Annotated in this window: 14 protein-coding genes and 1 pseudogene; 5 read left to right on the forward strand and 10 right to left on the reverse strand. The window is 71.4% G+C overall.

The genetic code is table 11. The features are described from left to right. Nucleotides 1–130: 130 nt before the first annotated feature. The 5 genes from ACGFIM_RS32275 to ACGFIM_RS32295 all read right to left on the reverse strand — a co-directional run bounded on the left by ACGFIM_RS32275 (nt 131) and on the right by ACGFIM_RS32295 (nt 11100). Nucleotides 131–1480 (reverse strand): S8 family serine peptidase, encoded by a 1350-nt coding sequence (locus tag ACGFIM_RS32275; protein WP_393208126.1) that lies wholly within the window; start codon nt 1478–1480, stop codon nt 131–133. Nucleotides 1481–1880: 400 nt separating this feature from the next. Further along, the gene (locus ACGFIM_RS32280) at nt 1881–3272 is read right to left on the reverse strand and encodes a S8 family serine peptidase (RefSeq protein ID WP_393208129.1); all 1392 of its coding nucleotides are present in this window, start codon (nt 3270–3272) and stop codon (nt 1881–1883) included. Between the two features lie 193 nt (nt 3273–3465). Beyond that, on the reverse strand, nt 3466–5490 hold the full coding sequence (locus ACGFIM_RS32285) for a S8 family serine peptidase (protein WP_393208132.1): 2025 nt from the start codon (nt 5488–5490) through the stop codon (nt 3466–3468). Nucleotides 5491–5589: 99 nt separating this feature from the next. Beyond that, entirely contained in the window at nt 5590–7752 is a 2163-nt protein-coding gene (gene glgB, locus ACGFIM_RS32290) for a 1,4-alpha-glucan branching protein GlgB (RefSeq protein WP_393208135.1), read from the reverse strand. 105 nt (nt 7753–7857) lie between these two features. Next, nucleotides 7858–11100 (reverse strand): BTAD domain-containing putative transcriptional regulator, encoded by a 3243-nt coding sequence (locus ACGFIM_RS32295; protein WP_393208138.1) that lies wholly within the window; start codon nt 11098–11100, stop codon nt 7858–7860. A 116-nt stretch (nt 11101–11216) separates the two neighbouring features. Here ACGFIM_RS32295 and ACGFIM_RS32300 point away from each other — a divergent pair, with 116 nt between their 5' ends. Continuing rightward, a complete protein-coding gene (locus ACGFIM_RS32300) occupies nt 11217–12074 on the forward strand; it encodes an NAD(P)-dependent oxidoreductase (protein WP_393208141.1) in 858 nt (285 codons plus the stop codon). Between the two features lie 80 nt (nt 12075–12154). Here ACGFIM_RS32300 and ACGFIM_RS32305 read toward each other — a convergent pair whose 3' ends face one another. From ACGFIM_RS32305 to ACGFIM_RS32315, 3 genes are all read right to left on the reverse strand, one after another. After that, nucleotides 12155–13486, reverse strand: coding sequence for an aminoglycoside phosphotransferase (locus tag ACGFIM_RS32305; protein ID WP_393208144.1), 1332 nt, complete (start codon nt 13484–13486; stop codon nt 12155–12157). A gap of 3 nt (nt 13487–13489) precedes the next feature. Continuing rightward, nucleotides 13490–15190 carry a maltose alpha-D-glucosyltransferase gene (gene treS, locus ACGFIM_RS32310; protein ID WP_393208147.1) on the reverse strand — a complete coding sequence of 567 codons (1701 nt, stop codon included), beginning with the start codon at nt 15188–15190 and terminating at the stop codon, nt 13490–13492. A 72-nt stretch (nt 15191–15262) separates the two neighbouring features. After that, nucleotides 15263–17332 carry an alpha-1,4-glucan--maltose-1-phosphate maltosyltransferase gene (locus ACGFIM_RS32315; RefSeq protein ID WP_393208150.1) on the reverse strand — a complete coding sequence of 690 codons (2070 nt, stop codon included), beginning with the start codon at nt 17330–17332 and terminating at the stop codon, nt 15263–15265. Between the two features lie 244 nt (nt 17333–17576). On the opposite strand from ACGFIM_RS32315, the gene glgP reads away from it, so the two are divergent. Then, complete coding sequence (glgP, locus tag ACGFIM_RS32320) at nt 17577–20159, forward strand: alpha-glucan family phosphorylase (protein ID WP_393208153.1); 2583 nt, start codon at nt 17577–17579, stop codon at nt 20157–20159. Nucleotides 20160–20218: 59 nt separating this feature from the next. Continuing rightward, on the forward strand, nt 20219–21115 hold the full coding sequence (locus ACGFIM_RS32325) for a MurR/RpiR family transcriptional regulator (RefSeq protein ID WP_393208156.1): 897 nt from the start codon (nt 20219–20221) through the stop codon (nt 21113–21115). On the opposite strand, the gene ACGFIM_RS32330 is transcribed toward ACGFIM_RS32325, so the two are convergent. After that, complete coding sequence (locus ACGFIM_RS32330) at nt 21078–23000, reverse strand: N-acetylmuramoyl-L-alanine amidase (protein ID WP_393208159.1); 1923 nt, start codon at nt 22998–23000, stop codon at nt 21078–21080. The two genes, ACGFIM_RS32325 and ACGFIM_RS32330, sit on opposite strands and share 38 nt — an antisense overlap. A 367-nt stretch (nt 23001–23367) precedes the next feature. Continuing rightward, nucleotides 23368–24084 carry a zinc-binding dehydrogenase gene (locus ACGFIM_RS32335; protein ID WP_393208162.1) on the reverse strand — a complete coding sequence of 239 codons (717 nt, stop codon included), beginning with the start codon at nt 24082–24084 and terminating at the stop codon, nt 23368–23370. A gap of 498 nt (nt 24085–24582) precedes the next feature. Here ACGFIM_RS32335 and ACGFIM_RS32340 point away from each other — a divergent pair, with 498 nt between their 5' ends. After that, nucleotides 24583–25380, forward strand: a complete 798-nt coding sequence (locus ACGFIM_RS32340; protein ID WP_393209245.1) for a hydroxypyruvate isomerase family protein — start codon at nt 24583–24585, stop codon at nt 25378–25380. 33 nt (nt 25381–25413) lie between these two features. Continuing rightward, a pseudogene (locus ACGFIM_RS32345) lies at nt 25414–26325 on the forward strand (2-hydroxy-3-oxopropionate reductase); the annotation flags it as partial. Nucleotides 26326–26329: the final 4 nt, after the last annotated feature.

The raw sequence follows: 26329 nt of genomic DNA on the forward strand, positions 1-26329 counted from the left end.
CGCTCCCGATGGAGCCCGAGAGGCCGGGCACGTGCGTACGAGAGCGGAACCCCGCCGTCGCTGGGCGGAAACGCGCGACGGCCGGGCCCGCAGGTGCCGGGCCCGGCCGATGCGCCGGTCGCTCAGGGGGTCAGCGCAGCGCCGCCCAGACGTTGATCCTGGGCGTGGTCACCTGCGTGCCGCCGCTGTCGTACGTGATCGGCTTGCCGGTGCTCTTGAGCGCCTTGAGCAGCGTCTCGGCCGACGACCACGTGTCCTTCTGGCGCAGCAGGGCGAAGGCGCCGGCGACGTGCGGGGCGGCCATGGAGGTGCCGCTGAGGGTGGCGTACGCGTCGCCCGCGAGGGCGCCCGTGATGCTCACGCCCGGCGCGAACACGTCGAGGAGCGTGCCGCGGTTGGAGAAGGAGGCGACCGCGTCCTGCTTGTCCGTGGCGCCGACGGTCACGACGGAGGAGACGCAGGCAGGCCAGGAGACGCCCGCCTGGTTGCCCTCGTTGCCGGCCGCGACCACGGTGGGCACGCCCTTGGCGAGGAGCTTGTCCGCCTCGGCCTTGAAGTCCGCGCCGTCGTCCTCGTCGCAGTTGGAGGTGTACGCGCCGCCGCCGAGGCTGAGGTTGACGGAGGCGATGCGGTACTCGTGGGCCAGCAGCTCGGCGTAGGCCATGCCGGTCAGGATGGAGGAGTCGTAGGCGAGGATGCAGACCGGCTGGCCGTCACAGTACGGCGAGTCGTCGAAGCGGCTGAACACCTGCACCGCGATGATCTTGGCCTTGGGGGCGACGCCGTCGGCGGGGAAGTCGGCGGTCCGCTGCCCGGCGGCGATGCCGGCGACGTGCGTGCCGTGGTAGCACAGGCCGTACTGCGGCTGCGGCGCGCCGTTCATGCACGCCTCGGTCTCGGCGTCGGCGGCGCCGTCACCGAGCTGGAACTGGCTGCCGCTGGGGCAGAGCGGGCTGGAGCCGTCGGCGGGGTCGGCGGCGGAGAAGCACGCCTGCGCCACGATGCGGTCGCCGAAGGCGGGGTGGTCGGTGTCGATGCCGCTGTCGAGGATGGCGACGGCGCTGCCGTCACCGGTGACGCCGGCGTTGTGCGCCCGGTCGCCGCCGATGAGCGGGACGCTCTCGATCAGGCTGGGCTTGTTCAGCTTGTCCTTACGGATGGAGACGACGTCGGACTGCTCGGCGATCTTCTCCAGCTCCGCGCGGGTGCCGCGGTAGACGAAGAAGTCGAGCTTACCGGCGAGTGCGGAGGGCGGCTGCGCCTCGACGTTGCGCCGGTCGCGCGTGATCTGCTCGGCGCTGGACCTGACGGCCTGCACCTTGGAGGGCTGCCGGACGTGCACGATGGCGCGGTGCTCGCCCGCGGCCGTCAGCGCGGGGTCGATTTTGGTTTCCGGGTCGGCGTGGGCGGGGGTGGCCACCAGGGCCGCCGATGCGGCTGCTAACGCGATGGCTCCGGCGAAAAGGGACGGGAGACGCAAACCGTTCCTCCGGGGTCTCAGGGGGAATTTGTCTCCCGAAGTGTATTTATTCGACAAGAGATGTCAGAGGGGCGCAAGGGTTCCGTTACCGCTTCTTGTTCTGAACGGAAGCGCGCCGTAGGCCCCCCGAAGCGGGCGAGGCCGGGTCGTGGACGCGCGGGGCGGGCGGTGCACATGCTGGCGCGGGTCGCGCGCGGGGCGGGCCGTGACCGCGCCGAGCCAGGCGGTGCACATGCGGGGCGGGTCGCGCGCGGGGCGGGCCGTGACCGCGCCGAGCCAGGCGGTGCACATGCGGGGCGGGTCGCGCGCGGGGGCGGGTTGTGGACACGCGGGGCGGGCCGGACCGTGACGGTCCGGCCCCCGTCCGCTGAGACCCGCGTCCGCTGAGGCCCGCGTCCGCTCAGACTCGGGGATCCGCGCTCGCCTGTGTGGGGGCGGTGGCGCGTTCCAGGTCGATCCTGGAGGCGACGATCGGCGTACCCGCCGCGGTGTACCGGATCGCCGTCCCGGTGTCCCGCAGCCGCTCCAGGTTCTGCGCGACCGTGAAGTCCGGGTTGACCTGCCGCATCAGCGCGAACGCCCCCGCGACGTGCGGCGCGGCCATCGAGGTGCCGCTCTTGTTCCCGTAGGTGTTGTCCGGCACGGACGAGTTGATGGTCACGCCCGGGGCCAGCAGGTCGAGCAGCGGCCCCCGGTTGGTGAACGTGGCGAGCCGGTCGCTGTCGTCGGTGGCCCCGACGGCGACGGCGCTGGAGATGCAGGCGGGCGAGGCGACCCCGTTGGCGGCCCCGCTGTTGCCCGCCGCGACCACGGGGGCCACGCCCAGGCTCACCAGCACGTCGAACTCCGGCTTGACGGCCGCGGCGTCCGGGTCGGTGTCGCACGCCTCCGAGTACGCGGTGCTGCCGCCGAGGCTCATGTTCACCGCGGCGACGTTGAGCGTCCTGGCCACCCGCGACACGTACTCGAGCGCCAGCTTCTGGTCGGAGGTGTAGCTGAGGAAGCAGGGCGCGGTGGCGCCCCGCAGCATGCAGGTCAGGGCGTTGTCCACGCGGCTGAACACCTGGATCGGCAGCAGCCGCGCCTCGGGGGCGACGCCGCTGGCGGGTGCGCCGGTGGTCATCCTGCCCGCCGCGATGCCGGCCACGTGGGTGCCGTGTGAGCAGGCGTTCTGCCCGTTGACCAGGCACTGCGCGGTCTCGGCGTCGGCCGCGCCGGGGCCGGTCTGGCTGGGCTGGTTGTTGGGGCAGAGCGAGACCGTGCCGTCGGTGGCGCTGGCGGAGGAGAAGCAGGCCTCGTCCACGATGCGCCCGGCGAAGAACGGGTGGTCCCGGTCGATGCCGGTGTCGAGCACGGCGATGGTGGTGCCGGTGCCGGTCCAGCCCGCCTGGTTCGCCCGGTCCGAGCGGATCAGTGCGGTGCTGACGTCGAGAAAGGGCATGCTCAGCTCGTCCTTGTAGACCGAGTGGACGCGGTCGTCCTTTTTGAGCTTGTCGAGCGTGCGCCGGTCGACCTCGGCGACGAAGAAGTTCGCCGAGCCGGTCGCCTCGACGATGCGGCTGCCGTTGGAGGCCTTCTCCAGGTCGGCGGCGACCGCCTGGACGCTCTGGCCCGGTTTGAGCTGGATGATCGAGCGGACCCGGCTTTTGGCCTTCACCTCGGAGGCCAGCGCCGGGCTGATGATCGGGTCGCCCGCGTCGGCGGCTTCGGCGCGGAGCGTGGGCGCCGCGTAGAGCACGGCTGATGTCACGGCCAGCGTCATCGCGCCGGCCAGCAGAGACCGTAGCCTCACTTGTTCCTCCCGGAGGCTGGAGCCGTGAAGCGCTTCCGGCTCCCGGCTGGTTACAGCCGCTACCTCCCCGCCTGTGACAAGCGTGATGTCAGGGGCGTATGTGATGCAGAGAAACGATGGTGGCTTCTTTACGGCGAAGCAGGCAAAGAACAGAAGGCCGGTGCTGTTCGCCCGGCCTTCTCGCTAAATGTGGCTATTTGACGGTCTTCAGGAGGTTTTGTGTGGCTTTCTTCAGGGCCTTCGCGGAGGGCTTGCTCGCTATCCGCACCTTCTCCGCCGCCTTCAGCGCCTTCGTACCGTTCGTGCCGTGTGCCCAGTTGAGCCAGGCCGTGAGCAGCGCGCTGTCCAGCTTCGCCTTGCGGGTCCCGCTCTTGGCCTTCAGCACCCGGTACGCCTTGCCCAGCGACGACGCCTTCGTCAGCTCGGAGAACACCTTGCTCGACTTGGAGATCAGCTTCAGGTAGCAGGTGAGGGTGGCGTCGCTCAGCTTGCCGCTGCTGCGGTGCACCTCGACCGCCCACTTCTTGGCGTCGAGCTTCTTGGCCGCGGTGCCCCGCGTGCACACCGTCGCCGCCTTCGCCGCCGGGCTCGGCGACGCCGTGGCCGTCACGGTCACCGTGACCGTCACCGTGGGCAGCGGCACGGGGCTGGGCGGCGTGGACGGCTGCGGGCCGGGCTCCGAGGGCAGGCCGGGCTCCGGCGTGGGGCCGCTGCCGTCGGTCGGGTTCGGCTCCAGCGGGCCGGGCGGCGGCTCGGGCGCCGGGCTCTGCGAGATCGGCGGCTGCGGGGCGGCGCCCGTCAGGGCCGCGGCCAGGTCGAGGCGCGGCGTGGTGACCTGGGTCCCGGCGGCCTCGTAGGTGTACGGGCGGCCGCTGCTCTTCAGCGCCTCGATCAGCTCGGTCACCGGCCGGTCCGGGTACGCCTCGCGCATCAGCGCCAGCGCGCCCGTCACGTGCGGGGTGGACATCGAGGTGCCGCTGTAGGCGATCGTCGCGTCGTCCGGCACCGCCGAGACCACGTCCACGCCGGGGGCGAACAGGTCGAGCAGTGGGCCCCGGTTGGAGAAGTCGGCGATGCGGTCGTCGTTGTCGTTCGCGCCGACCGCGACGGCCGTGGAGACGCAGGCCGGGTGCGCCACGCCCTCGTAGTACTCGTTGCCCGCCGCCACCACGGTCGCGATGTTCCTGGCGAGCAGGGCGTCGATCTTCTCCTTGAAGACCGCTCCCTCCTCGTCGGCGTCGCAGTAGTCGTCGTACAGCCAGCCGCCCAGGCTCAGGTTGACCGCGGCGATGGGCCGGTCGAGGGTCAGGTTCGCCACGTAGTCGAGGGCCTGGCGCAGCGACGACTCGTACGCGAGCAGGCAGGCCGGCTCGCCGCACAGGTCCTCGTCGTCGATCCTGCTGAACACCTGCACCGCCACGATGCCGGCGCCGGGAGCGACGCCGCCGGTGCCGGCCGCGATGCCCGCGACGTGCGAGCCGTGGTCGCACAGGTTCACCGAGCCCGACAGGCAGGCCGGCGTGGTCGCGGCGGCGGCGTCGCCGTCGAGCTGCTGGTTCTGGCCGTTCGGGCAGAGCGAGCGCACGCCCGCGTCCTCGGTGGCGGAAAAGCACGCCTGGGCGAGGATACGGCCCTGGAACCACGGGTGGTCCACGTCGATGCCGGTGTCGATGATGGCCACGGCCTGGTCCGCGCCGGTCCTGCCGCTCTGGTGCGCCTGGCCGGCGCCGATCAGCGACAGGTTCGGCGCGACCTCGGCCGGGCTGTAGAGGCGGTCGCGATGGATGGACGACACGCGCGGGTCCTCGGCGAGCTTGGCCAGCTCATCGGCGGTGCCCTCCACGACCATGTACGGCTGGTCCTGCGGCTGCAGCACCACGTCCACGCTCTCGGTCGCGGCCAGCGTCGCGACGGTGGCGTGCGCGCCCGCGTCGGTCAGCTCGACGATGGCCCGCTCGGTGCCGCCGTCGACGCCTAACCCCTCCTCGATCTTCTCCTCGGGGGCCTTGGGCTCCTGAGGCGTCTGCGAGGTCTCCGGCGCCGGCGTCTGCTGAGGTGGCGGCGTCTGCTCCGGTAACGGCGCAGGCTGCTGCTGCTCAGGGGGCGCCTGGGTGACGCCGGGCGCGGGGGTGGGCGTCGGCTCGTCGGCGTACGCCGGGCCCGCGAGCGGCAGCAGGGCCAGCGCGATCGAGCTCACGAACAAGGGGCGGAATCGCACGCGTCCTCCGAGAGGGGATGATCTCGGAGTTTAGGGTGATTTTCCGGACGGGCACAGGTGTCCGCCGCGCTTTCTCACCGAACTTTCAGCGTGCGTCCCTCATTCGTTCAGCTCAGGACCCGGGTGGGTGAACCACACCGCGCCGAGCGGCGGCACCCGCAGCGTCGTCGAGTACGGCAGGCCGTGCCACGGCTCGCCGTCGGCCTCGACCGCCCCCAGGTTGCCCACGCCGCTGCCCCAGTAGTCGTAGGCGTCGGTGTTGATCGTCTCGGCCCAGCGGCCCGGGTACGGCAGGCCCAGCCGGTAGTGCTCGTGCGGCCCGCCGCTGAAGTTCACCACGCACGCCAGCGCGGACCCGTCGTTCGCGTACCGGACGAACGAGAACGTGTTGCCCGAGGCGTCGTCGGCGTCGATCCACCGGAAGCCCTCGGGCTTGGTGTCCTGCTCCCACAGCGCCGGGGTGTCGCGGTAGACCCGGTTGAGGTCGCGTACCAGCCGCTGCACGCCCTGGTGACCGTCGAACTCCAGCACCCACCAGTCGAGCCCGCGGCTCTCCGACCACTCCGAGCCCTGGCCGAACTCGCCGCCCATGAACAGCAGCTGCTTGCCGGGGTGCGCCCACATGAACGCGAGCAGCGCCCGCAGCTGCGCGAAGCGCTGCCACTCGTCGCCCGGCATCTTCGCGAGCAGCGAGCCCTTGCCGTGCACGACCTCGTCGTGGGACAGCGGCAGCACGTAGTTCTCGGAGTAGGCGTACAGCAGCGAGAACGTCATCTGGTGATGGTGGTACTGGCGGAAGATCGGGTCGTGGCGCAGGTACTCGAGCGTGTCGTGCATCCAGCCCATGTTCCACTTGAAGCCGAACCCCAGGCCGCCGAGGTGCACCGGCCGTGAGACCCCCGGCCAGGCCGTCGACTCCTCCGCGATCGTCGAGATGCCGGGCGCCTCGCGGTAGCAGACCGCGTTCATCTCCTTCAGGAACTCGACCGCGTCGAGGTTCTCCCTGCCGCCGAAGACGTTCGGCGTCCACTCGCCCTCGCGCCGCGAGTAGTCGAGGTAGAGCATCGAGGCCACCGCGTCCACCCGCAGGCCGTCGATGTGGAACTCCTTCAGCCAGAACAGCGCGTTGGCCACCAGGAAGTTGCGCACCTCCCTGCGGCCGAAGTCGAAGACGTACGTGCCCCAGTCGGGGTGCTCGCCCCTGGCCGGGTCGGCGTGCTCGTACAGCGGGGTGCCGTCGAAGCGGGCCAGCGCCCAGTCGTCCATCGGGAAGTGCGCGGGCACCCAGTCGAGCAGCACACCGATGCCGCGCTGGTGCATGACGTCGACGAAGTGGCGGAACTCGTCAGGCGTGCCGAACCTGGCCGTCGGCGCGTAGTAGGAGGTCACCTGGTAGCCCCACGAGCCGCCGAACGGGTGCTCGGCCACCGGCAGCAGCTCCACGTGGGTGAAGCCCATGTCCACGACGTAGTCGGAGAGCTGGTCGGCGAGCTCCACGTACGACAGGCCGGGCCGCCACGAGCCCAGATGCACCTCGTAGACGCTCATCGGCTCTTCCTGGGGCCGCCGCTCGCGCCGCGCCACCATCCAGGCGTCGTCCTGCCAGCTGTAGTCGGACTTGTCGATCACCGAGGCGGTCATCGGCGGCACCTCGGTGCGGCGCGCCATCGGGTCGGCCTTCTCCCGCCACACGCCGTCGGCGCCCAGGATCTGGTACTTGTACCGCTCACCGGCCCCGAGGCCCGGGATGAACAGCTCCCACACCCCGGAGCGGCCCAGCGAGCGCATCGGGTAGGCGGTGCCGTCCCAGTGGTTGAAGTCGCCGATCACGCGGATGCCGCGCGCGTTGGGCGCCCAGACGGCGAACGCGGTGCCCTCGACGTCCTCATGCTTCATCACGCGCGCGCCGAGCGCCTCCCACAGCCGCTCGTGCCGGCCCTCGCTGATGAGGTGCAGGTCCACCTCGCCGAGGGTCGGCCAGTGCCGGTACGGGTCGCGCATCTCGTACGGCTCCGCCCCCGGATACTTCACGCTCAACGTGTAGGGGGGCACCTTGTCCAGGCCCGGCACCGTCACCTCGAAGACGCCGTGCGCCTGGTGCTTCATGTCGTGAACAGAGCCGTCCTCCAGCACCACCCGCACGCGCTCGGCGAGCGGGCGCAGCGCGCGGAACACCACCCCGCCGTCCACGGGGTGCGCTCCGAGCACGGAGTGCGGATCGTGGTGCGCGCCGCCTGCGAGGCGGTCGAGCTCTGTCCTCATCGGCATGCTCCCAACCCTGCCCTAAGTTGACCGTTCATCCCAGGCACTGCCCGCTTTCACCCCGACAATCACTGCAAGTGCGGAAAACAGGGGGTGTTCTTGGGTTTAGACAAAAGGTGCGCCGGGGGCGCTTTCCGGCGATGCGCCCTTAACGGCGGCCGTGAACGCGTCATCCAGGTCATCGGCCGGCGGGCCCTCCCGCCCGGACAGCAGGGCGGCCAGTGACCCGGCGCCCTCGGGCAGGACGCTCACCAGCGCCTCCTCCAGCGGCGCGGCCGCGCCCTCGGCCGACTCGCCCGCGTACCCCTCCTCGCCCAGGGCCGCGCGGACAGCCGCTGTGATCCGGTCCACGTCGCCCCGCTCGCCGGGCGGCAGCGGCGCGCCCACCGATGCCCGCAGCGCGGCGGCCCGGCCGAGCAGCCGCGCCGCCTCCCCGTGACGGCCGGCGAGCGCCCGCGCACCCGCCAGGCCCTCGAGGGCGAGCGCCACCGCGCGGGGATCGCCGACCTTGCCTGCCATCGCCAGGCCGCGCAGCTGGAGGTCGAGCGCCGTGGCCGCGTCGCCGCGCTGCTCGGCCGCGAACCCCAGCTCGGCCAGGATCAGCGCCGCCCCGGGGTCGCCCGCCACGTCGTCGACCCAGCCGAGCCAGGCCCGCAACCGCCGCTCGGCCTCCTCCAGCCGGCCCTGCCTGCGCGCGCTCAGCGCCAGCCCCACCTCGGCGAACTGCTCGGCGAGCCGGTTCGACTGCGCCGCCGCAAGGCGCCTGGCCCGCTCGTGGTACTCGTCGGCCCGCACGTGGTCGCCGGTGAGCATGGCGATGCGGCCGAGCCGTGACAGAGCGTCCGGCACCGAGCTCCACAGGCCCAGCTCCTCGGCGAAGCGCAGCTGCTCGGCGCGCAGCGCCGCCGCGCGTGCGTAGTCGCCGGTGATCTCGGCGAGCGTGCTCAGATTCTCCGCCGCCCGCAGCTCGCCCCACCGGTCGCCGGCCGCCCTGAACAGCGCGAGACCGCGCTCGGCGCGGTCGCGCAGAGTGCCGAGGTCGCCCAGCATGGCGGCGTGCCGGCCGAGCACGGTCAGCGCGGCGGCGGTGCCCCAGCCGTCGCCCAGCTCGGCGAACTCCGCCAGCGCCGTCCGCGACAGCCCGACGCTCAGCGACAGGTCGTCGAAGCCGAAGAGGGCGTAACCGACGAACCACCGCACCAGCGCCCGCCGCCCGCGATCGGGGATCGCCGCGAAACGGCCGTGATCCACCGGTACGAGGACGCCCGCCAGCAGGCTCGTCCCCGCCAGCCACATCTCGGCCTCGGCCGCGCCGTCGTCGTCGGGCCCGGCGACCGACAGGGCGGACTCCAGGGCGCGCCTCGCCTCGCCGAGCCTGCCGCGCAGCACCCAGTACCAGCCCAGCGCGTTGACCAGGCGCAGCGCCTGCGCCGCCGCCCCCATCCCGACGGCGCTCTCCAGCGCCGCCCGCAGGTTCGCGGACTCGGCGTCGAGGCGGGCGAGCGCGTCCCGCTGGCCGCCGCCGCGCAGCGCGGACTCCAGGCGTTCGGCCAGCGCGGTGTAGTGGCGCAGGTGCCGCAGCCGCACCTCCTCCAGCTCTCCGGCCTCCGCCAGCCGTTCCACGCAGTACGCCGACACCGACTCCAGCAGCCGGTACCGGCTCTCCGCCCCGGGGGCCTCCGTGCGGATGACGAGCGAGCGGTCCACCAGGCGGGCCAGCAGGTCGAGCACGTCGAGACCGGGCTCCGCGCAGACGTCCTCGGCCGCCTCCAGCGTGCAGCCGTCGGCGTGCACGGCCAGGCGGCGCAGCACCACGCGTTCCGGACCGGTCAGCAGCTCCCAGCTCCAGTCGATCATCGCGCGCAGCGTGCGCTGCCTGGCCGGCGCGTCGCGATGCCCGGATGCGAGCAGCCGGAACCGGTCGTCCAGCCGCTCGGCGAGCTGCCGGGGCGTCAGCGTGCGCATGCGCGTGGCGGCCAGCTCCAGCGCGAGGGGGATGCCGTCCAGCCGCGCGCAGATCTCCACCACGTCGGGATCGGCCCCGCCGCTCGGGCGGGTGGAGAGCCCGGCGCGGGCGGTGAACAGCTCGACGGCCGCCTCCAGGTCGAGCGGTGGTACGGCGTGCACGGTCTCGCCCTCGATGCGCAGCGGCTCCTGGCCGGTGGCGAGCACGCGCAGCTCGGGCGCGGCCCGCAGCAGCCGCCCGGCCAGCTCGGCGACCTGCTCGACGACGTGCTCGCAGTTGTCCAGCACGAGCAGCGCGGGCCGGCCGGCGAGCGCGGCGGGCAGGCGGTCCTGGAGCGTGCCCGGCGCGTCGTCGCGCAGCCCGAGCACGGCGGCGACGGCCTCGGCGACCTCGGCGGGCCGCGCCCCCGGCCGGAGCGCGGCCAGCTCGACCAGCCACACCCCGCCGCCGAAGCGTTCGGCGGTCTCGGGTGCGCCGGCGGCGGCCAGGGCGAGGCGGGTCTTGCCGACGCCGCCGGGCCCGGTGAGCGTGACCAGGCGGTGCATGCGCAGCAGGTCGCGTACGTCCGCCACCGCAGCGTCCCGCCCGATCAGCGGCGACAACGGAGCGGGCAGATTCGTACGCGGCCTGTCATCGGGCCGGGGCACGCCGAGCGCCGGGTCCTGGCGCAGCACGGCCTGGTGCAGCGCCACCAGCTCAGGCCCGGGGTCGAGGCCCAGCTCTCCGGCCAGCCGGCTGCGCAGGTCCTGGTAGCCGGCCAGCGCCTCGCCCGGCCGCCCAGCGCCGTACAGGGCGCGGATGTGCGCGGCGCGCAGGCGTTCCCGCAGGGGATGCCGGGCCACCAGGTCGGCCAGCTCGGCGGCCACCAGCGCGTGCTCGCCGAGCCCGAGCCGCGCTTCGGCCAGCTCCTCGTACGCCACCAGCCGCTGCTCCTCCAGCCTGGCCACGGCCGCGACCGCGAAGGGCGCATCGGCGAACTCGGCGAAGGCCGGCCCCCGCCACAGGCCGAGCGCCTCGCGCAGGAGCGCCGCGCGCTCCTCCGGACCTGTGGCCTGGCGGGCGCGCTGGAGCAGGGAGGAGAACAGCCCGGCGTCGACGTCATCGGGCCCGGCCACGAGCGCGTACCCCGGCGGCCGGTACGCGACCAGCTCCCGGTCTCCGAGCGCCCGCCGCAGCTGCGACACCTTCACCCGCAGCGCGGCGCCCGCGTCGGCGGGCGGGAGCCCCTCCCACAGGTCCTCGACGAGGCGGTCGGCCGAGACGGTACGCCCGGGATCGAGCAGCAGCCGGGCGAGCAGCGCGCGGACCTTGATCTCGGGCACCCGCACCGCCCGTCCGCCCGCGTCCCACACCGCGAGCGGCCCCAGCACTCCGAACCGCATCGCACCCCCATGAGCGGCCCCCATAACAAGCTCAGAACCCGACCATAACCGCCGGGGAGCAGGCTGAAGCCCTAGCTGAACCTCCATTTTTCAGGACCATCTCAAGGAAGACTGACATGTCGGAGAACATCTCCGTGCTCGGACTCGGCCTCATGGGCTCCGCGCTCGCCAGGAGCCTGGTCGCGGCCGGTCACCAGGTCACCGTGTGGAACCGTACGGCCGCCAAGGCCGAGCCCCTCGTCGCCCTGGGCGCCGAACAGGCGCAGACGCCCGCCGAGGCGGTCGCGGCGAGCCCCCTCGTGCTCACCTGCCTGCTCGACGCGCCGTCCGTGACGGCCACGCTGGAGGGCGTGCCGCTGGAGGGGCGCACCATCGTGAACGTCACCACCGGCCGCCCCTCCACGGCCCGCGAGGTCGCGGCCCAGGTCACCGGGCGCGGCGGCGAGCACCTGTCGGGCGGCATCATGGCCGTGCCGCAGATGATCGCCACGCCGGGCGCGCTCATCCTCTACAGCGGCTCGAAGGCCGCCTACGACCGGTACGAGCAGGCGCTCTCCGCGATGGCCCGCCCGCTCTACACCGGCGCGGACCCGGGGATGGCGCCGCTGCTCGACCTGGCCATGCTGACCGGCATGTACGGCCAGATCGCCGGCTTCCTTGAGGCCGCCGCGCTGGTGCGCTCGGCGGGATACCCGCTGGTGGAGTTCACCTCCGAGCTGCTGATCCCGTGGCTGAACGCGATGGCCGCCCAGCAGGCGCCGTGGGCCGGGAAGATGGTCGCCGGCGACCACCGCACCGACGTGTCCAACCTGGAGATCAACAGGTCGGGCATGGTGAACCTGGTGCGCGCCTTCCGCGAGCAGGGCGTGCGGCCCGATCTGCTGCTGCCGATGCAGGAGATCCTGGAGCGCCGCGTCGCCCGCGGCCTGGCCCACGAGGGCCTGTCGGGGCTGGTCGAGGAGCTGGTCGGCTGACGGTGCTGCTCGACGGTGCTGCTCGACGGTGCTGCTCGACGGCGCTGCTCGACGGTGCTGTTGATGGCGCCGGCTGACGGCTACGCGGTGCGCGGGCGGAAGGCGGCCAGTGGGATGGGCAGCCACGTGGGGCGGTTGCGGGCCTCGTACACGACCTCGTAGACCGCCTTGGACAGCTCGAACGCCCGCAGCAGCGCCGCGTCGGCCGGGGAGATCACGCCGCCGCCCTCGGCGTAGCCGTCGAGGAAGGCGGCGCGGTTGCGGTCGGCCCACTCCTGGGCGCGGGGCTCCAGCTCCTCGGCCTCCTCGTGATCGGCGAGCAGGTGGCGGGCCGCGTAGTCGAACGAGCGCAGCATGCCCGCCACGTCACGCAGCGGCGAGGAGAGCGCGCGGCGCTCGGCGAGCGGCTGGCCCGGCTCGCCCTCGAAGTCGAGAATCACCCAGTCCGTCGGGGTGCGCATGACCTGCCCCAGGTGGAAGTCTCCGTGAACACGCTGCACGGGCACCTCGGTGGTGAGCAGCTCCACCTGGTGGTAGGCGTCCTCGATGACGCTCACATGCTCCCGCAGCTCGGGCACCTCGGCCACGGCCCGGCCCAGCCGCCGCCTGAACCCCTCCGCCATGCGCTTGACCTCGTGGATCTCCACGACGTCCGTGGGGAAGGCGGCGGCCAGCTCGTGGTGCACGCGGGCGGTGGCCATGCCGAGCCGCAGCGCCTCGGCGGCGAAGTCGCCGCCCGCCTCGGCGGCCGAGACCTCGGGCAAGGAGGCGTACAGGTCGCGCACGCTGGCCAGCGCGAGGTCCCAGCCGTCGTTGGCGGGCGTGAGGTACTCCTGCATGATCGCCAGCGTGGTGGCGGTGCCGTCGAGATCGGCCTCGATCCACCCGTACGGCTGCGCGATGTGCGGCGCGTTCCTGGCCGCCAGCGCGGTGAGGATCTCCAGCTCGGGGTTGACGCCGGGGATGAGCCGGCGGAAGAGCTTGCAGATGTAGGAGTCCCCGTACACCAGCGAGGTGTTGGACTGCTCGGCCCCGAGCACGAGGCTGCGGGGCGAGGTGTCGATGTCGTGATCGGGCACGTGCCGCATGCGCAGGCCGTTGCGGTCCTCCCCGGCGGCCATGCCTTCCAGCAGCACGTGCATCAGGTCGCTGTCGTGCACCGCGTCGTAGAGGTAGGTCTCGCCCGCGGTGCCGATGAGGGCGTGGCCGAGCCGGTCCGGCAGGTCCGTGCGCTCGCCCACCAGAAGCTGGTAGCGGTCGCGCGAGCCCTCCTGCCAGACCGCGATCACGAGGTGCCGCAGCCCGGGGGAGAGCTCGACGTCGGCCTCGATCGACAGGTGGTCGATCGGGCGCCCCTTGCCGCCGAACCAACGCTGGTGGCTGATCCATGCGGCAAGGAGCTCGTCAAGCACGCCCTACTCCTCCTGGGTGACGGCCGGCGGGAGTGTGAACCAATAGAACCCATGCCCGGGAAGCGTCAAAAGATACGGAAGTTCGCCAATCGGCGGGAATGGTACGCCGCCCATCGTCTCCACCGGTGACACGCCCACGAACCTGCGGAGGTCCAGCTCCACCGGCTGCGGGAAGCGTGACAGGTTGTTCACGCACAGCATCCGGTCGTCGCCCAGCTCCCGGACGAACGCGAGCACGCTGGGGTTGGAGGAGTTCAGCTCGGCGTAGCCGCCGAGCCCGAAGACCGGGTGCCGCTTGCGGATCTCGATCATCCGGCGGGTCCAGTGCAGCAGCGAGCCCGCGTTCTTCTGCTGGGCCTCGACGTTGATGGCCTGGTAGCCGTAGATCGGGTCCATGATGACCGGCAGGTAGAGCCGGCCGGGGTCGCAGTCGGAGAAGCCGGCGTTGCGGTCGGGGTCCCACTGCATGGGGGTGCGCACGCCGTCGCGGTCGCCGAGCCAGATGTTGTCGCCCATGCCGATCTCGTCACCGTAGTAGAGCACGGGGGAGCCGGGCAGCGAGAGCAACAGCGCGGTGAACAGCTCGATCTGGTTGCGGTCGTTCTCCAGCAGGGGCGCGAGGCGGCGGCGGATGCCGACGTTCGCCCGCATGCGCGGGTCCTTGGCGTACTCGGCGTACATGTAGTCGCGCTCTTCGTCCGTGACCATTTCGAGCGTGAGCTCGTCGTGGTTGCGGAGGAAGATCCCCCACTGGCAATTTTCCGGAATTTTCGGCGTTTGAGCCAAAATTTCGGAAATGGGGAAGCGGGACTCCCTGCGGACGGCCATGAAGATCCGCGGCATGAGCGGGAAATGGAAGGCCATGTGGCATTCGTCCCCGCCGTTGACCGGGTCGCCGAAGTACTCCACCACGTCCGACGGCCACTGGTTGGCCTCGGCGAGCAGGACCCGGTCGGGGTAGAGCCGGTCCACCTCGGCGCGGATGCGCTTGAGGTACTGGTGGGTCTTCGGCAGGTTCTCGCAGTTGGTGCCCTCCTCCTCGAAGAGGTACGGCACCGCGTCCAGGCGGAAGCCGTCGATGCCGAGGTCCAGCCAGAACCGCAGGACCTCCAGCATGGCCTCCTGCACCGCCGGGTTCTCGTAGTTGAGGTCCGGCTGGTGGTGGAAGAAACGGTGCCAGTAGTACTGGCCGCGTACCGGGTCGTAGGTCCAGTTGGAGGTCTCGGTGTCGATGAAGATGATCCGGGCGTCCTGGTACTTCTCGTCGGTGTCGGACCAGACGTAGAAGTCGCCGTACGGGCCTTCGGGGTCGTGCCGGGACGCCTGGAACCAGGGGTGCTGGTCGCTGGTGTGGTTCATGACCAGGTCGGCGATGACGCGCATGCCGCGTCTGTGCGCCTCGTCGACCAGCTTCACGAAGTCTCCGAGATCGCCGAACTCGGGAAGGATCTTCATGAAGTCCGAGATGTCGTAACCACCGTCGCGCAGCGGCGAGTCGTACAGCGGCAGCAGCCACAGACAGTCCACGCCCAGCCACTGCAGGTAGTCGAGCTTGTTGATGAGTCCCCGGATATCGCCGGTCCCGTCGCCGTTGGAGTCGGAGAACCCTCGGATCAGGACCTCGTAGAAGACCGCGCGCTTGTACCAATGGGGATCGCGCGGTTTTTCCTCATCGAAGGTGTTGGGAATGGGTGTGAGGCTCATGAGCCGCCTCGCAGGAGGCTCATGAGGGAGGCGCTTTCACACACGTCGAAGACTCCCCGCTGAATTCAGTTCTTACCGTGGCGCGGCTCTTACGGTGAGGATATGGGCAGGCTGGATGTGCGGGTCGAGGCGTACGTAGTTGCTCTGCCGCCAGCGGTACGACTCGCCTGACAACTCGTCGTCGACGACGAACTCGGCGTTCCAGTCGAGGCCGAGCGCAGGCAGGTCGAGATCGACGGTCGCCTCGTGGGTGTGGTGTGGATCGAGGTTGACGACCGCTATGACGACATCGCCCAGACCGTGCCTTCGTGTGGCCGGGTCATAGGCGCCCGGGAGTCGTTTGGAGAAGCAAACGATGTCCGGTGAGTCGACCCTGTGGAACCGTAGATTACGCAATTCCTGAAGCGCGGGATGCGCTCTTCGGAACAAATTCAGGTGGGTGATGAAGGGGGCGAGGGTCCGTCCTTCACGTTCGGCCGCGGCCCAATCGCGCGGTTTGTACTGATATTTTTCGCTATCTAGGTATTCTTCGCTGCCGGGGCGGACCGGTACGTTCTCGAAGAGCTCGTACCCGGAGTAGACGCCCCACGTCGGCGAGGCCAGCGCGGCGAGCACGGCCCTGATCTTGAACGCCGGCTCCCCGCCGTGCTGCAGGTATTCGTGCAGGATGTCCGGAGTGTTCACGAACAGGTTCGGCCGCAGGTACGCAGAGGTCTCCCTGGCCAGCTCGGTCAAGTAGCTCTCAACATCCCATTTGCTGTTCTTCCACGTGTAATACGTATAAGACTGGTGAAAACCGGTCTTCGCCAGCGTACGCAGCATCGCCGGCCGTGTGAACGCCTCCGCGAGGAAGATCACATCGGGGTCGGTGCGGTGAATGTCGGCCAGCAGCCGCTCCCAGAACGACACCGGCTTGGTGTGCGGGTTGTCCACCCGGAAGATCCGCACCCCGTGGTCCATCCAATGCCGCAGCACCCGCTTGACCTCGTTGTAGATCCCCTCGGGGTCCTTGTCGAAGTTGAGCGGGTAGATGTCCTGGTACTTCTTCGGCGGGTTCTCCGCGTACGCGATCGAGCCGTCGGCCCTGATCGTGAACCACTCGGGGTGCTCCTTCACCCACGGGTGGTCGGGCGAGCACTGCAGCGCGAAGTCCAGCGCGATCTCCATGCCCAGCTCGCGCGCACGCGCGACGAACGCGTCGAAGTCCTCGATCGTGCCCAGGTCGGGGTGGACCGCGTCGTGGCCGCCGTCCTCCGAGCCGATCGCCCACGGCGAGCCGGGGTCATCGGGCTCGGGGCTCAGCGTGTTGTTGCGCCCCTTGCGGAACGTCTTGCCGATCGGATGGATGGGCGGCAGGTAGACGACGTCGAAGCCCATCTTGGCGATCGCGGGCAGCCGCTTGGCGGCCGTCTGGAACGTGCCGGACTTCGACACGCCGTTCTCGCTGACGACGGCGCCCTCCGACCGGGGGAAGAACTCGTACCAGGAGCCGTAGAGCGCCCTGCGCCGGTGCACCCTGATCTTGTGCGACTTCGACCTGGTCACCAGCTCGCGGAACGGGTGCGCCTCAAGCAGCGCGGCCGTCTCGGGAAGCTGGGCGATCGACAGGCGGGCCCGCGGGTCGAGGTCGTCGTCGCGCAGCGTCGCCGAGATCGACAGCAGCGCGGCGCGGTGGCCGCAGGCGCCGTCACCGGTGCCGTTCTGCCGCGTGCCGTTTCTGGCCTGCTCGGCGTTGGGACAGTCGGCCGGGCGCACGGCCTTGGCCGCCCGCTCGAACAGCCTGGCGCCCTCCTCGCACATGAGGTCCACGTCCATGCCGCGCGGGATCTTGATCTCCGCGTCGTGCAGCCAGGTCGTGATCGGGTCGCTCCACGCCTCGACGCGGAACAGCCAGTCGCCTTCGGCGGGCAGCGAGACCTCGACGCCCCACCGATCGGTGCCGGGCGCCAGCTCGCGCATCTGTCTCAAACGTCCGCGCTGCCCGTCGGGCGAGGTCAGCACCACACCCGCCGCGACAGCGTCATGTCCTTCTCTGAACACGGTCGCCGAGATCTCGAAGGTCTCGCCGGCGACCGCCTTCGCGGGCCACTGCCCGCAGTCGACGACGGGGGAGATGTCCGTGATGGGAATTCGTCCGATCATCGCATTCAGAGGTTTGCGGCGACACTCCCGGTGCCGCCGGAGGCTTTCCCTGGCAGGATCGATCCTTGCATGTGATTTGTGGACAGCAGTGGATAGACCTCCCACGAGTGAGCGCGGGATAGCCCAACAACCTGGAAAGTTGCCCCAATAGTCGCTCTTCATGCTTGTTCCCGGAAGGGGTTTGAAGCGCCTTGATGAGGGTGAAGGACTCAGAGGTCCCTCCTAGCCCGTAGGGTGCAGAAACGTGAGAGCTATCCGCCGGTTTACCGTCCGCACCGTCCTGCCCGCGGAGCTGGCCGCGCTCGGCGAGCTCGTCCACAATCTCCGCTGGTCATGGCACCCGGAGACAATGGACCTCTTCGCAGAGGTCGACGCCGACCTGTGGGAACAGGTCGGCCATGACCCCGTGGCCCTCCTCGGCGCCGTCACCCCGGCCCGGCTCACCGAGCTGGCCGCCGACCGCCGGTTCCTGCGCCGCCTCGCCGACGCGGCGGACGACCTGCGCGAATACATGACCGCTCCACGCTGGTACCAGACGCTGCCCGACAGCGCCCGGGCCATCGCCTACTTCTCGCCGGAGTTCGGCATCGCCGCCGCGCTGCCTCAGTACTCCGGCGGCCTCGGCATCCTCGCCGGCGACCACCTCAAGGCCGCCAGCGACCTGGGCGTGCCCATCCTCGCGGTGGGCCTGCTCTACCGCCACGGCTACTTCACCCAGACGCTCTCGCCCGAGGGCTGGCAGCTCGAGCACTACCCGTCGCTCGACGCGGGCGGGCTGCCGCTCACCCTGCTCAAGGAGCCCGACGGCACGCCCGTCAAGATCCGCCTGTCGCTGCCCGAAGAGCGCGTCCTGCACGCCCAGGTGTGGGTGGCGCAGGTGGGCCGGGTGCCGCTGCTGCTGCTCGACTCCGACGTGGCCGAGAACGACAACGCCGCCAGAGACGTCACCGACCGCCTCTACGGCGGCGGCACCGACCACAGGCTCATGCAGGAGCTGCTGCTCGGAGTGGGCGGCGTGCGCGCGATCCGCGCCTTCTGCCGCATCACCGGCCACCCCGAGCCCGAGGTCTTCCACACCAACGAGGGCCACGCCGGCTTCCTCGGCCTCGAACGCATCCGCGAGCTGACCGAGGCCCGCATGTTGTTCGACGAGGCGCTGGAGGCGGTGCGCGCGGGCACCGTGTTCACCACCCACACGCCCGTGCCCGCCGGCATCGACCGCTTCCCCCGCGACATGATCGAGCGGCACTTCGGCGGCGCGAACGCCTGGCCGACCGTGCCCGTCGAGCGCATACTCGCGCTCGGCGCGGAGTCCGATCCGTCCCGCTTCAACATGGCCGTCATGGGCATGCGCCTGGCCCAGCGGGTCAACGGCGTCTCCAAACTCCACGGCGAGGTGAGCCGGGAGATGTTCAAAGATCTCTGGCCCGGATTTGACGTGGACGAGGTGCCGATCGGGTCGATCACCAACGGCGTCCACGCCCCCACCTGGGTCGGCCGCGAGCTCATGGAGCTGGCCGGGCGCGAGGTGCCCGCGCTGGTGGAGCGGGGCCGCGGCTGGGAGGACATCCAGAAGATCCCCGACGAGGAGATCTGGCGCATCCGCGGCCGGCTGCGCAGGCGGCTGGTCGAAGGGGCCCGCGTACGGCTGCGCAAGTCGTGGCGCGAGCGCGGCGCCTCCGACGCCGAGCTCGGCTGGATCGACGACGCGCTCGACCCCGAGGTGCTGACCATCGGCTTCGCGCGGCGCGTGCCGTCGTACAAGCGGCTCACGCTCATGCTGCGCGACCCGGCGCGGCTCAGGGAGCTGCTGCTGCACCCCGACCGCCCGGTGCAGATCGTGATCGCCGGCAAGGCGCATCCCGCCGACGAGGGCGGCAAGAAGCTCATCCAGCAGATCGTCAAGTTCGCCGACCAGCCGGAGGTCCGCCACCGGATCGTGTTCCTGCCCGACTACGACATGGCACTCGGGCAGCTCATGGTGCAGGGCTGCGACGTCTGGCTGAACAACCCGCTGCGCCCGCTGGAGGCGTCCGGCACCTCGGGCATGAAGTCCGCCCTTAACGGCGGGCTCAACCTGTCCATCCGCGACGGCTGGTGGGACGAGTGGTACGACGGCACCAACGGCTGGGCCATCCCCACCGCCGACGGCGTCGCCAACCCCGACCGCCGTGACGAGCTGGAGGCCGCCGCGCTCTACGACCTCATCGAGCACGAGGTCTCCGACCGCTTCTACGACCGCGCCTACGACGGCCTGCCCCGGCGCTGGATGGAGATGGTCAAGCACACGCTGGCCTCGCTCGGCCCGAAGGTGCTCGCCGGGCGCATGCTCCGCGAGTACGTGCTCAACCTCTACAACCCGGCCGCCGCCTCCGCCCGCGCGCTGTCGGCCGACTCCTACGCCCCGGCCAAGGCGTTCGCCGCCTGGCGCGTGCGGGTGACCAGGGCCTGGCCCGGCGTGCGGGTCGAGCACGTCGAGGCGACCGGGGTGGGCGACACGCCGGAGGTCGGGGCCTCGATCGAGCTGCACGCCACGATCGCGCTCGGCGACCTCGATCCCGACGATGTGCAGGTGCAGGCCGCGTACGGCAAGGTCGGGCCGCACGACGAGCTGGAGCGCCCGTCGTACGCGACGCTGTCGGTGCAGTCGGTGGACGACGACCGGCGCGCCCACTACACCGGGAAGGTGCCGCTCGACCGCACCGGCGCGTTCGGCTACACCGTGCGCGTCGTCCCGCACCACCCGCTGCTCGTCACTCCGGCGGAGCTGGGGCTCGTCACCGTGCCCGAGGAACCGGCCGGCATGACGAACGGGACATTGCGCTAGCGGTACGCGCGCTCTTTCCGCTTACGCGGTCAACGCCTGCAACGCGGCATAATCGGGGGGTGGACGACAGCGGGAACGGCCTGCGGGCCGACACTCTGGTGGCCACGGTTCGCGGTGTGCTGCCGTCGCTGACGCCTGCCGCCCAGACCGTCGCCCGCCTCATCCTCGAAGACCCCGCGATGGTGGCCAAGAGCACGATCACCGAGCTCTCGGCCGCCTCCGGCACCAGCGAGGCCACGATCGTGCGCACCGCGCGGCTGCTCGGCTTCTCCGGATACCCGCAGCTCAGGCTGGCCTTAGCGGCGGCCGCAGCGCAGCCCGACCGGCTGGTGCCCGGCGACCTCGCCCCCGACGACCCCCTGTCGGAGGTCATCCACAAGGTGGCGCGGGCCGAGTCGGAGGCGATCAACGACACCGTCGCCCAGCTCACCTCCGAGCGCCTCGGCCTGGTGGTCGACGCCATCGTCGGCGCCCGCAGGATCGACGCCTACGGCGTCAGCGCCTCTGGCCTGGTGGCCGAGGACGTCGCACAGAAGCTCATGCGCATCGGCCTGTCCAGCCACGCCTTCCAGGACGCCCACCTCGCGCTGACCAGCGCCGTGCTGCTGCGCGAAGGCGACGTCGCCATCGGCATCAGCACCTCGGGCGAGACCCCCGACGTGCTGGAGCCGCTGAGCCGGGCCAAGGAGGCGGGGGCCACGACGGTCGCCATCACCAACAACCCCCGCTCCTCGATCGCGGAGCTGGCCGAACACGTGCTGATCTCGGCCGGGCGCGAGACGGAGTTCCGTCCCGGCGCCCTGGCCAGCAGGATCAGCCAGCTCCTCGTCGTCGACTGCCTGTTCGTCGGCGTCGCCCAGCGCACGTTCGACTCCTCTCAGGAGGCGCTCGAAAGCACCAGGCGCGCCGTCACCGAGTTCACCCGGAGAACATCACCCGCACGTCGTCAGCCTTGACGAACATGACGCGGTGGCCGAACTGGATCTGCAGGTACTTGGTCTTGCCGCGCACGACCACGTGGTCCTCCAGGTTGAAGGTGACCGCCCGGTAGTACTCCGCCGGCGCCACGCCCGCGAGCGTGTACTTCTCGCCCGCCGAGAACGTGTACTGCAGCGGGGTCACCTCCTGGTACGGGATGCCCTCCGGGTACGCCTCCTGCTCCGGGTAGGCCCTGCCGTACACCGGCACGGTCTCCTTGCCCGGCTTCGGCGTGACCACCAGGCCCATGGACGGCACGGCGGTCGGGTTCGACGCCGGGTTGTGGAACCACGCCTTCTGACCCAGGTACCAGATGGCCGTCCAGTCGCCGCGGCGCTCGGCCACGGCGAAGCGCTGGCCGGTGCTGGCGCGGGCGCTGTGGTCGTACACGCTGTAGAGGGACTCGCCGGTCGGGTGCTTGCCGATGTCCTTCACCAGCGGCGCGTCCTCGCGCGGCTCCGTGCGCAGCCACACGGTGCCGGCCGGCAGCGGCGGGCAGTCGGCCTCGGGGTTCTGCCGGTCACAGCCGTAGAAGTACGGCTTGTTCGTGGCGAAGTCCGGCTTGATCATCACGGCGCCGGAGCGCGGGCCGCCCAGGCCGTGCAGCGGCGCGCCCATGAGGTTGAAGTAGTGCGTCCAGTCCCAGAACGGCCCCGGGTCCTCGTGCATGCCCTGCACCGTGGACGGCAGGGTGCCGGGGACGTTGTCGTGGCCGAGGATGTGGGCCCGGTCGAGCGGCACGCCGTGCCTGAGCGCCAGGTAGCGGACCAGGCGGGCCGACGAGCGGTACATCGCCTCGGTGAACCAGGTGCCGCCCTCCGCCAGGAAGCCCTCGTGCTCGATGCCGACGGACTTGGCGTTGATGTACCAGTTGCCCGCCTGCCAGGCGACGTCCTTGGTCTTGATGTGCTGGGCGATGTGGCCGTCGGTGGAGCGGACGGAGTAGTGCCAGCTCGCGCCGTAGGTGGGGTCCTGGTTGAGGCCGATGGAGGGCAGGAAATATCCCTCCATGTCGTGAATGATGATGTATTCGATCTTCTGGCTGGCCGGGCGGTTCGCCAGGTCGTAGTGGCCGTAGTCGTCGTTCGGCAGCTGCTCGTACGCGGCCGGGATCCACTCGCAGGAGATCGAGGCCGGGCACTCGATGCCGTCAGGGCGCACCGGCGGGCGCAGGCCCAGCTTCTCCAGCCACTTCGTGATCGCGTTCAGGCGCGGCACGGCGGGCAGCCGGACCCGCTGGCCGTCGTCCGTCGTCCGCTCGGCCCCCTCCTTGATGATCGAGAAGACCTCGTCGGCGAAGAACTTGGCCGCGCTCGCCTCCTCGGCGCCCGAGTACTTCGCCACCGCTCCGTACCACTGGGCGGGGTCGTCGCTGAGCGGCGCGCCGAGCTCCTTCTGGTAGTGCGCGAGCAACGCCGCGCCGCCGCGGATGTTGGCGGCGGCGTCCGTACGCAGCCGGTCGCGGCTCTCGCCGGTCAGCTGCGCGGCTTGCTCCATGGTGCGCAGCGAGGCCGGCAGCTCCTTGGGCGCGGGCCTGGGCTCGGGTGCGGGCAGCGGGCGGCTCTCGTCGCCGCGCGCGTCCTCCGCGCCCGCGTCATGATGGTTGCCCTGAGTGAAGGCGGCGGCGTCGGTCAGGTGCATGGGGCCGAAGCCGGCGTCCACCGACGGCTGCCCGGCGTGCGCGTCCCACCGGGACGCCAGATAGGAGACGCCCAGCAGCACGCTCTCGGGGACTCCGAACTCCTTCGCCGCCGCCGCGAACGCCTGCTGCCGATCGGCCGGCGCCTGCGCCTCCGCCTGGGCGGGGCTCGCCGGCGTTAAGGTCAGCAGGGCGACCAGCGAGGTCGCCAGTAGTCTGCGCATGAACCACTCCTCGGGACTGGGGGGCGCATATCGCGACTCAGCGTCTCAACATTTTCCTTCTCAGGCGAGATCTTTGCGAAGATATTTTTCAGCTCTTAATGCGCACCACCGCCGCCCACGACCCCGGCACCACCCGGCTTCCCGCCGCCCGCGTCCGCGTCCCCACGCCCTACGTCGCCCATGCCCCGCGCAGGCTGCGCCGCCCCGCGCGCTGGTCTCGTCGCCCGTGCCGATCGTGTGGCAAGGGTGGAGCGAGTCGCCGGGCCGAGCGCGGGTCGCGGTGGCGTCTGGGGCGGGGAGACGCGCGCGTTGCCGGCCGCGCCGGAAAGCGAGATGAGTCGCGGGCGCGGCGCGGCGGACGGCCGCGTTACGGGATGAGCACGACCTTGCCCGTGGTGCGCCGGGATTCGAGAGCGGCGTGGGCCTGGGCGGCCTGCTCCAGCGGGAACGTCTGCACGGCCGGCACGAGGGTGCCGTCGGCTGCGGCGGCCAGAGCCCTGGCCTGGTGCCCGGGGCGCCTGTCCGGGTGCTCGTGCAGGAGCTCCAGTGCACTGGTGGCGGTGAGACCACGCGCGGACAGCTCCTCGTCCGAGGGCCAGAAGTCCTGGCGGGAGGCGTTGCCGATGGTGACGTACCGGCCGCCGTCGGCCGGCAGCTCGAACGCGGCGCGCCCCTTGTCGCCGCCCACCCCGTCGAGCACCGCGTCGGCGGCGGTGAGCGCGGCAACGTCCAGGAAGTGGATCGTGGTGGCGCCGGTGACGATCATCGCGGCGGCCGTCACGTGGTCCATCCCCTCGGGCAGCGGGTGCAGGGCGGTCACGTCGGCGACGGCCAGCTCGGCGTACCCGCCGGGACGGCCGCCCGAGATCACCACGTCACGGCCGAGCCGGGACGGATCGACGTCCGGGCCGACCGCGTCCACCCGGCCCGCGACCTCCCCACCGAAGATCGTCGGCAGCTCGGGCAGTGGCGGCATGATCCCTCCGGTCGCCCCGGATCGCATGACCGTCTCGATGACGTGCACCCCGGCCGCCTTGACGGCGATGCGCACCTGGCCGGGACCGGGCTCGAGGTCGGGGACCACCTCGTAGCGCAGGTTCTCGGCGGGACCGAAGGAGTGCAGAACGACGGCATGCGTGGGAGCTCCAGGAGAAGACGGTTCGGGCTCGCCTTCCGAGCCTGCAACCTCAAGCGAGCTTCAGGTCGATTCCGTGCGGCTCGGACCGGCCCTCGCCCGTGGCCTATCGCCCGGCGGCCCGCTGCCGACGAGCCGGTGACGTGGGGGTTGTCGGTCGTCGTCCGGTGTCGCCGGGCCGGTGATGTCGGGGTTGTCGGTCGTCGTCCGGTGTCGCCGGGCCGGTGTCGTCGGGGTGTCAGGCCGCTTCCGTCGTCGGCGGGGCCAGTCGTCGGCGGGGCGATGTGAACATTCGCCGCGTGGTCAGGGAGCGAGTCTGAGCGCGGGCCGGTGCGGTGGAGGCCGCGCCGCCCCGGCGCGGGCGGGTGGCGTACGGTGTGCCACGATGCCATCTCGACCAGGAGTGGGCGCGGGCCCCTCGGGAGGCCCGCCCGACCGGAAGAGGCTCTGCGCGTGACCAGGTGGACCGTCAACTGCTCTCTCCTCTACACCGACCTGCCGCTGCTGGAGCGACCGCGCGCGGCGGCGGCCGACGGGTTCGGCGCGGTCGAGTTCTGGTGGCCGTGGCCGGTGGCGGTGCCGGAGGACCGCGAGGTGGAGGCGTTCGTACGCGCGATCGAGGACGCGGGCGTCCGCCTGACCGGGCTCAACTTCTTCGCCGGCGACATGGCGGCGGGAGACCGCGGCCTGGTGTCGTGGCCGGGCCGTACGCGCGAGCTGCTCGACAACATCCCGGTCGTGGCCGCCATCGGCGAGCGGCTGGGCTGCCGTGCCTTCAATGCCCTGTACGGCAACCGCATCGACGGCGTCGCCCCGGAGGAGCAGGACGAGCTGGCCCTGGAGTCGCTGGCCGCCTGCGCCGCCGGAGTGCCCGGCACCGTGCTGCTCGAACCGGTCAGCGGCGCGCCCCGCTACCCGCTGCTGACCGCCGCCGACGCGGTGGCCGTGCTCGACCGGCTGCCCGGCGTGCGCAACGCGGGCCTGCTCGCCGACTTCTACCACCTGGCCGTGAACGGTGACGACGTGGCGGCGGCCATCGACCGGTACGCGGGCCGCATCGCGCACGTCCAGATCGCCGACGCACCGGGTAGAGGAGCGCCGGGCACCGGGGAGCTGCCGCTGCGGCAGTGGCTCGACGCCCTGCACGCCGCCGGCTACGACGGGTACGTCGGCCTGGAGTACCGCGCGGAGACCGCCGGCGCCTTCGACTGGCTACCCAGGGAGCAGCGCGGCGGTTCCCGATAGAGCGTCTGACACAGGGTCGTCCGACACAGGGTCCGGGATCGCGACCGACAGGGGAGGAGCATCGCAGTGACCGCCATCGCCTTCATCGGCCTGGGCATCATGGGCAGTCCCATGGCCGTGCACCTGGTCAAGGCCGGGCACGACGTGACCGGTTACAACCGCACACCGGCGAAGGCGCGCCCGCTGGCGGAGGCGGGCGGCCGGGTGGCCGGATCGGTCGCGCAGGCCGTGACGGGCGCCGAAGTCGTCGCGATCATGGTGCCGGACTCGCCGGACGTCCAGAGCGTGCTGACCGGTGACGACGGCGTCTTCGCCCACGCCGCGCCCGGCACGCTGATCATCGACTTCTCCACCATCCGCCCCGACGTCACGCGCGAGCTGGCCGAGGAGGCGGGGCGCAGGGGCCTGCGCTACCTCGACGCACCGGTCTCCGGCGGAGAGGCGGGCGCGCGCAACGCCACCCTGTCGATCATGGTGGGCGGGGACGCCGAGGCGTTCGAGGCGGCCAAGCCGATCTTCGACGTGGTGGGCAAGACCGTCGTGCACGTGGGGCCCAGCGGGGCCGGGCAGACGGTCAAGGCCGCGAACCAGCTCATGGTCGCGGCGCACATCGAGGCGCTGGCGGAGGCGGTGGTGTTCCTGCGGGCGTACGGAGTGGACCTGGAGGCGGCGCTGGAGGTGCTGGGCGGCGGGCTCGCCGGGTCGGCGGTGCTCGCGCAGAAGCGGAAGAACATGATCGAGCGCACCTTCGAGCCCGGGTTCCGCATCGAGCTGCACCACAAGGACATGGGCATCGTCACCTCGGCCGCCCGCGAGGCCGGCGTCGTGCTGCCGCTGGGCGCCCTGGTGGCGCAGCTCGTGGCCGCCGCCGACGCGAACGGCGACGGCGGCCTCGACCACTCGGCCCTGCTGCGCGGCGTCGAACGCCTCTCCGGCAAGGCGTAGCTCT

The sequence above is a fragment of the Nonomuraea sp. NPDC049309 genome (assembly GCF_043196965.1).
In the GTDB taxonomy this organism is placed as follows: domain Bacteria; phylum Actinomycetota; class Actinomycetes; order Streptosporangiales; family Streptosporangiaceae; genus Nonomuraea; species Nonomuraea fastidiosa.

What these genes read in the sequence shown, in the direction of transcription:
- ACGFIM_RS32330 (WP_393208159.1), bottom strand. Translation starts at nt 23,000, where the DNA reads ATGCGCAGACTACTGGCGACCTCGCTGGTCGCCCTGCTGACCTTAACG.
- glgB (WP_393208135.1), bottom strand. Translation starts at nt 7,752, where the DNA reads ATGAGGACAGAGCTCGACCGCCTCGCAGGCGGCGCGCACCACGATCCG.
- ACGFIM_RS32315 (WP_393208150.1), bottom strand. Translation starts at nt 17,332, where the DNA reads ATGATCGGACGAATTCCCATCACGGACATCTCCCCCGTCGTCGACTGC.
- treS (WP_393208147.1), bottom strand. Translation starts at nt 15,190, where the DNA reads ATGAGCCTCACACCCATTCCCAACACCTTCGATGAGGAAAAACCGCGC.
- ACGFIM_RS32295 (WP_393208138.1), bottom strand. Translation starts at nt 11,100, where the DNA reads ATGCGGTTCGGAGTGCTGGGGCCGCTCGCGGTGTGGGACGCGGGCGGA.
- ACGFIM_RS32300 (WP_393208141.1), top strand. Translation starts at nt 11,217, where the DNA reads ATGTCGGAGAACATCTCCGTGCTCGGACTCGGCCTCATGGGCTCCGCG.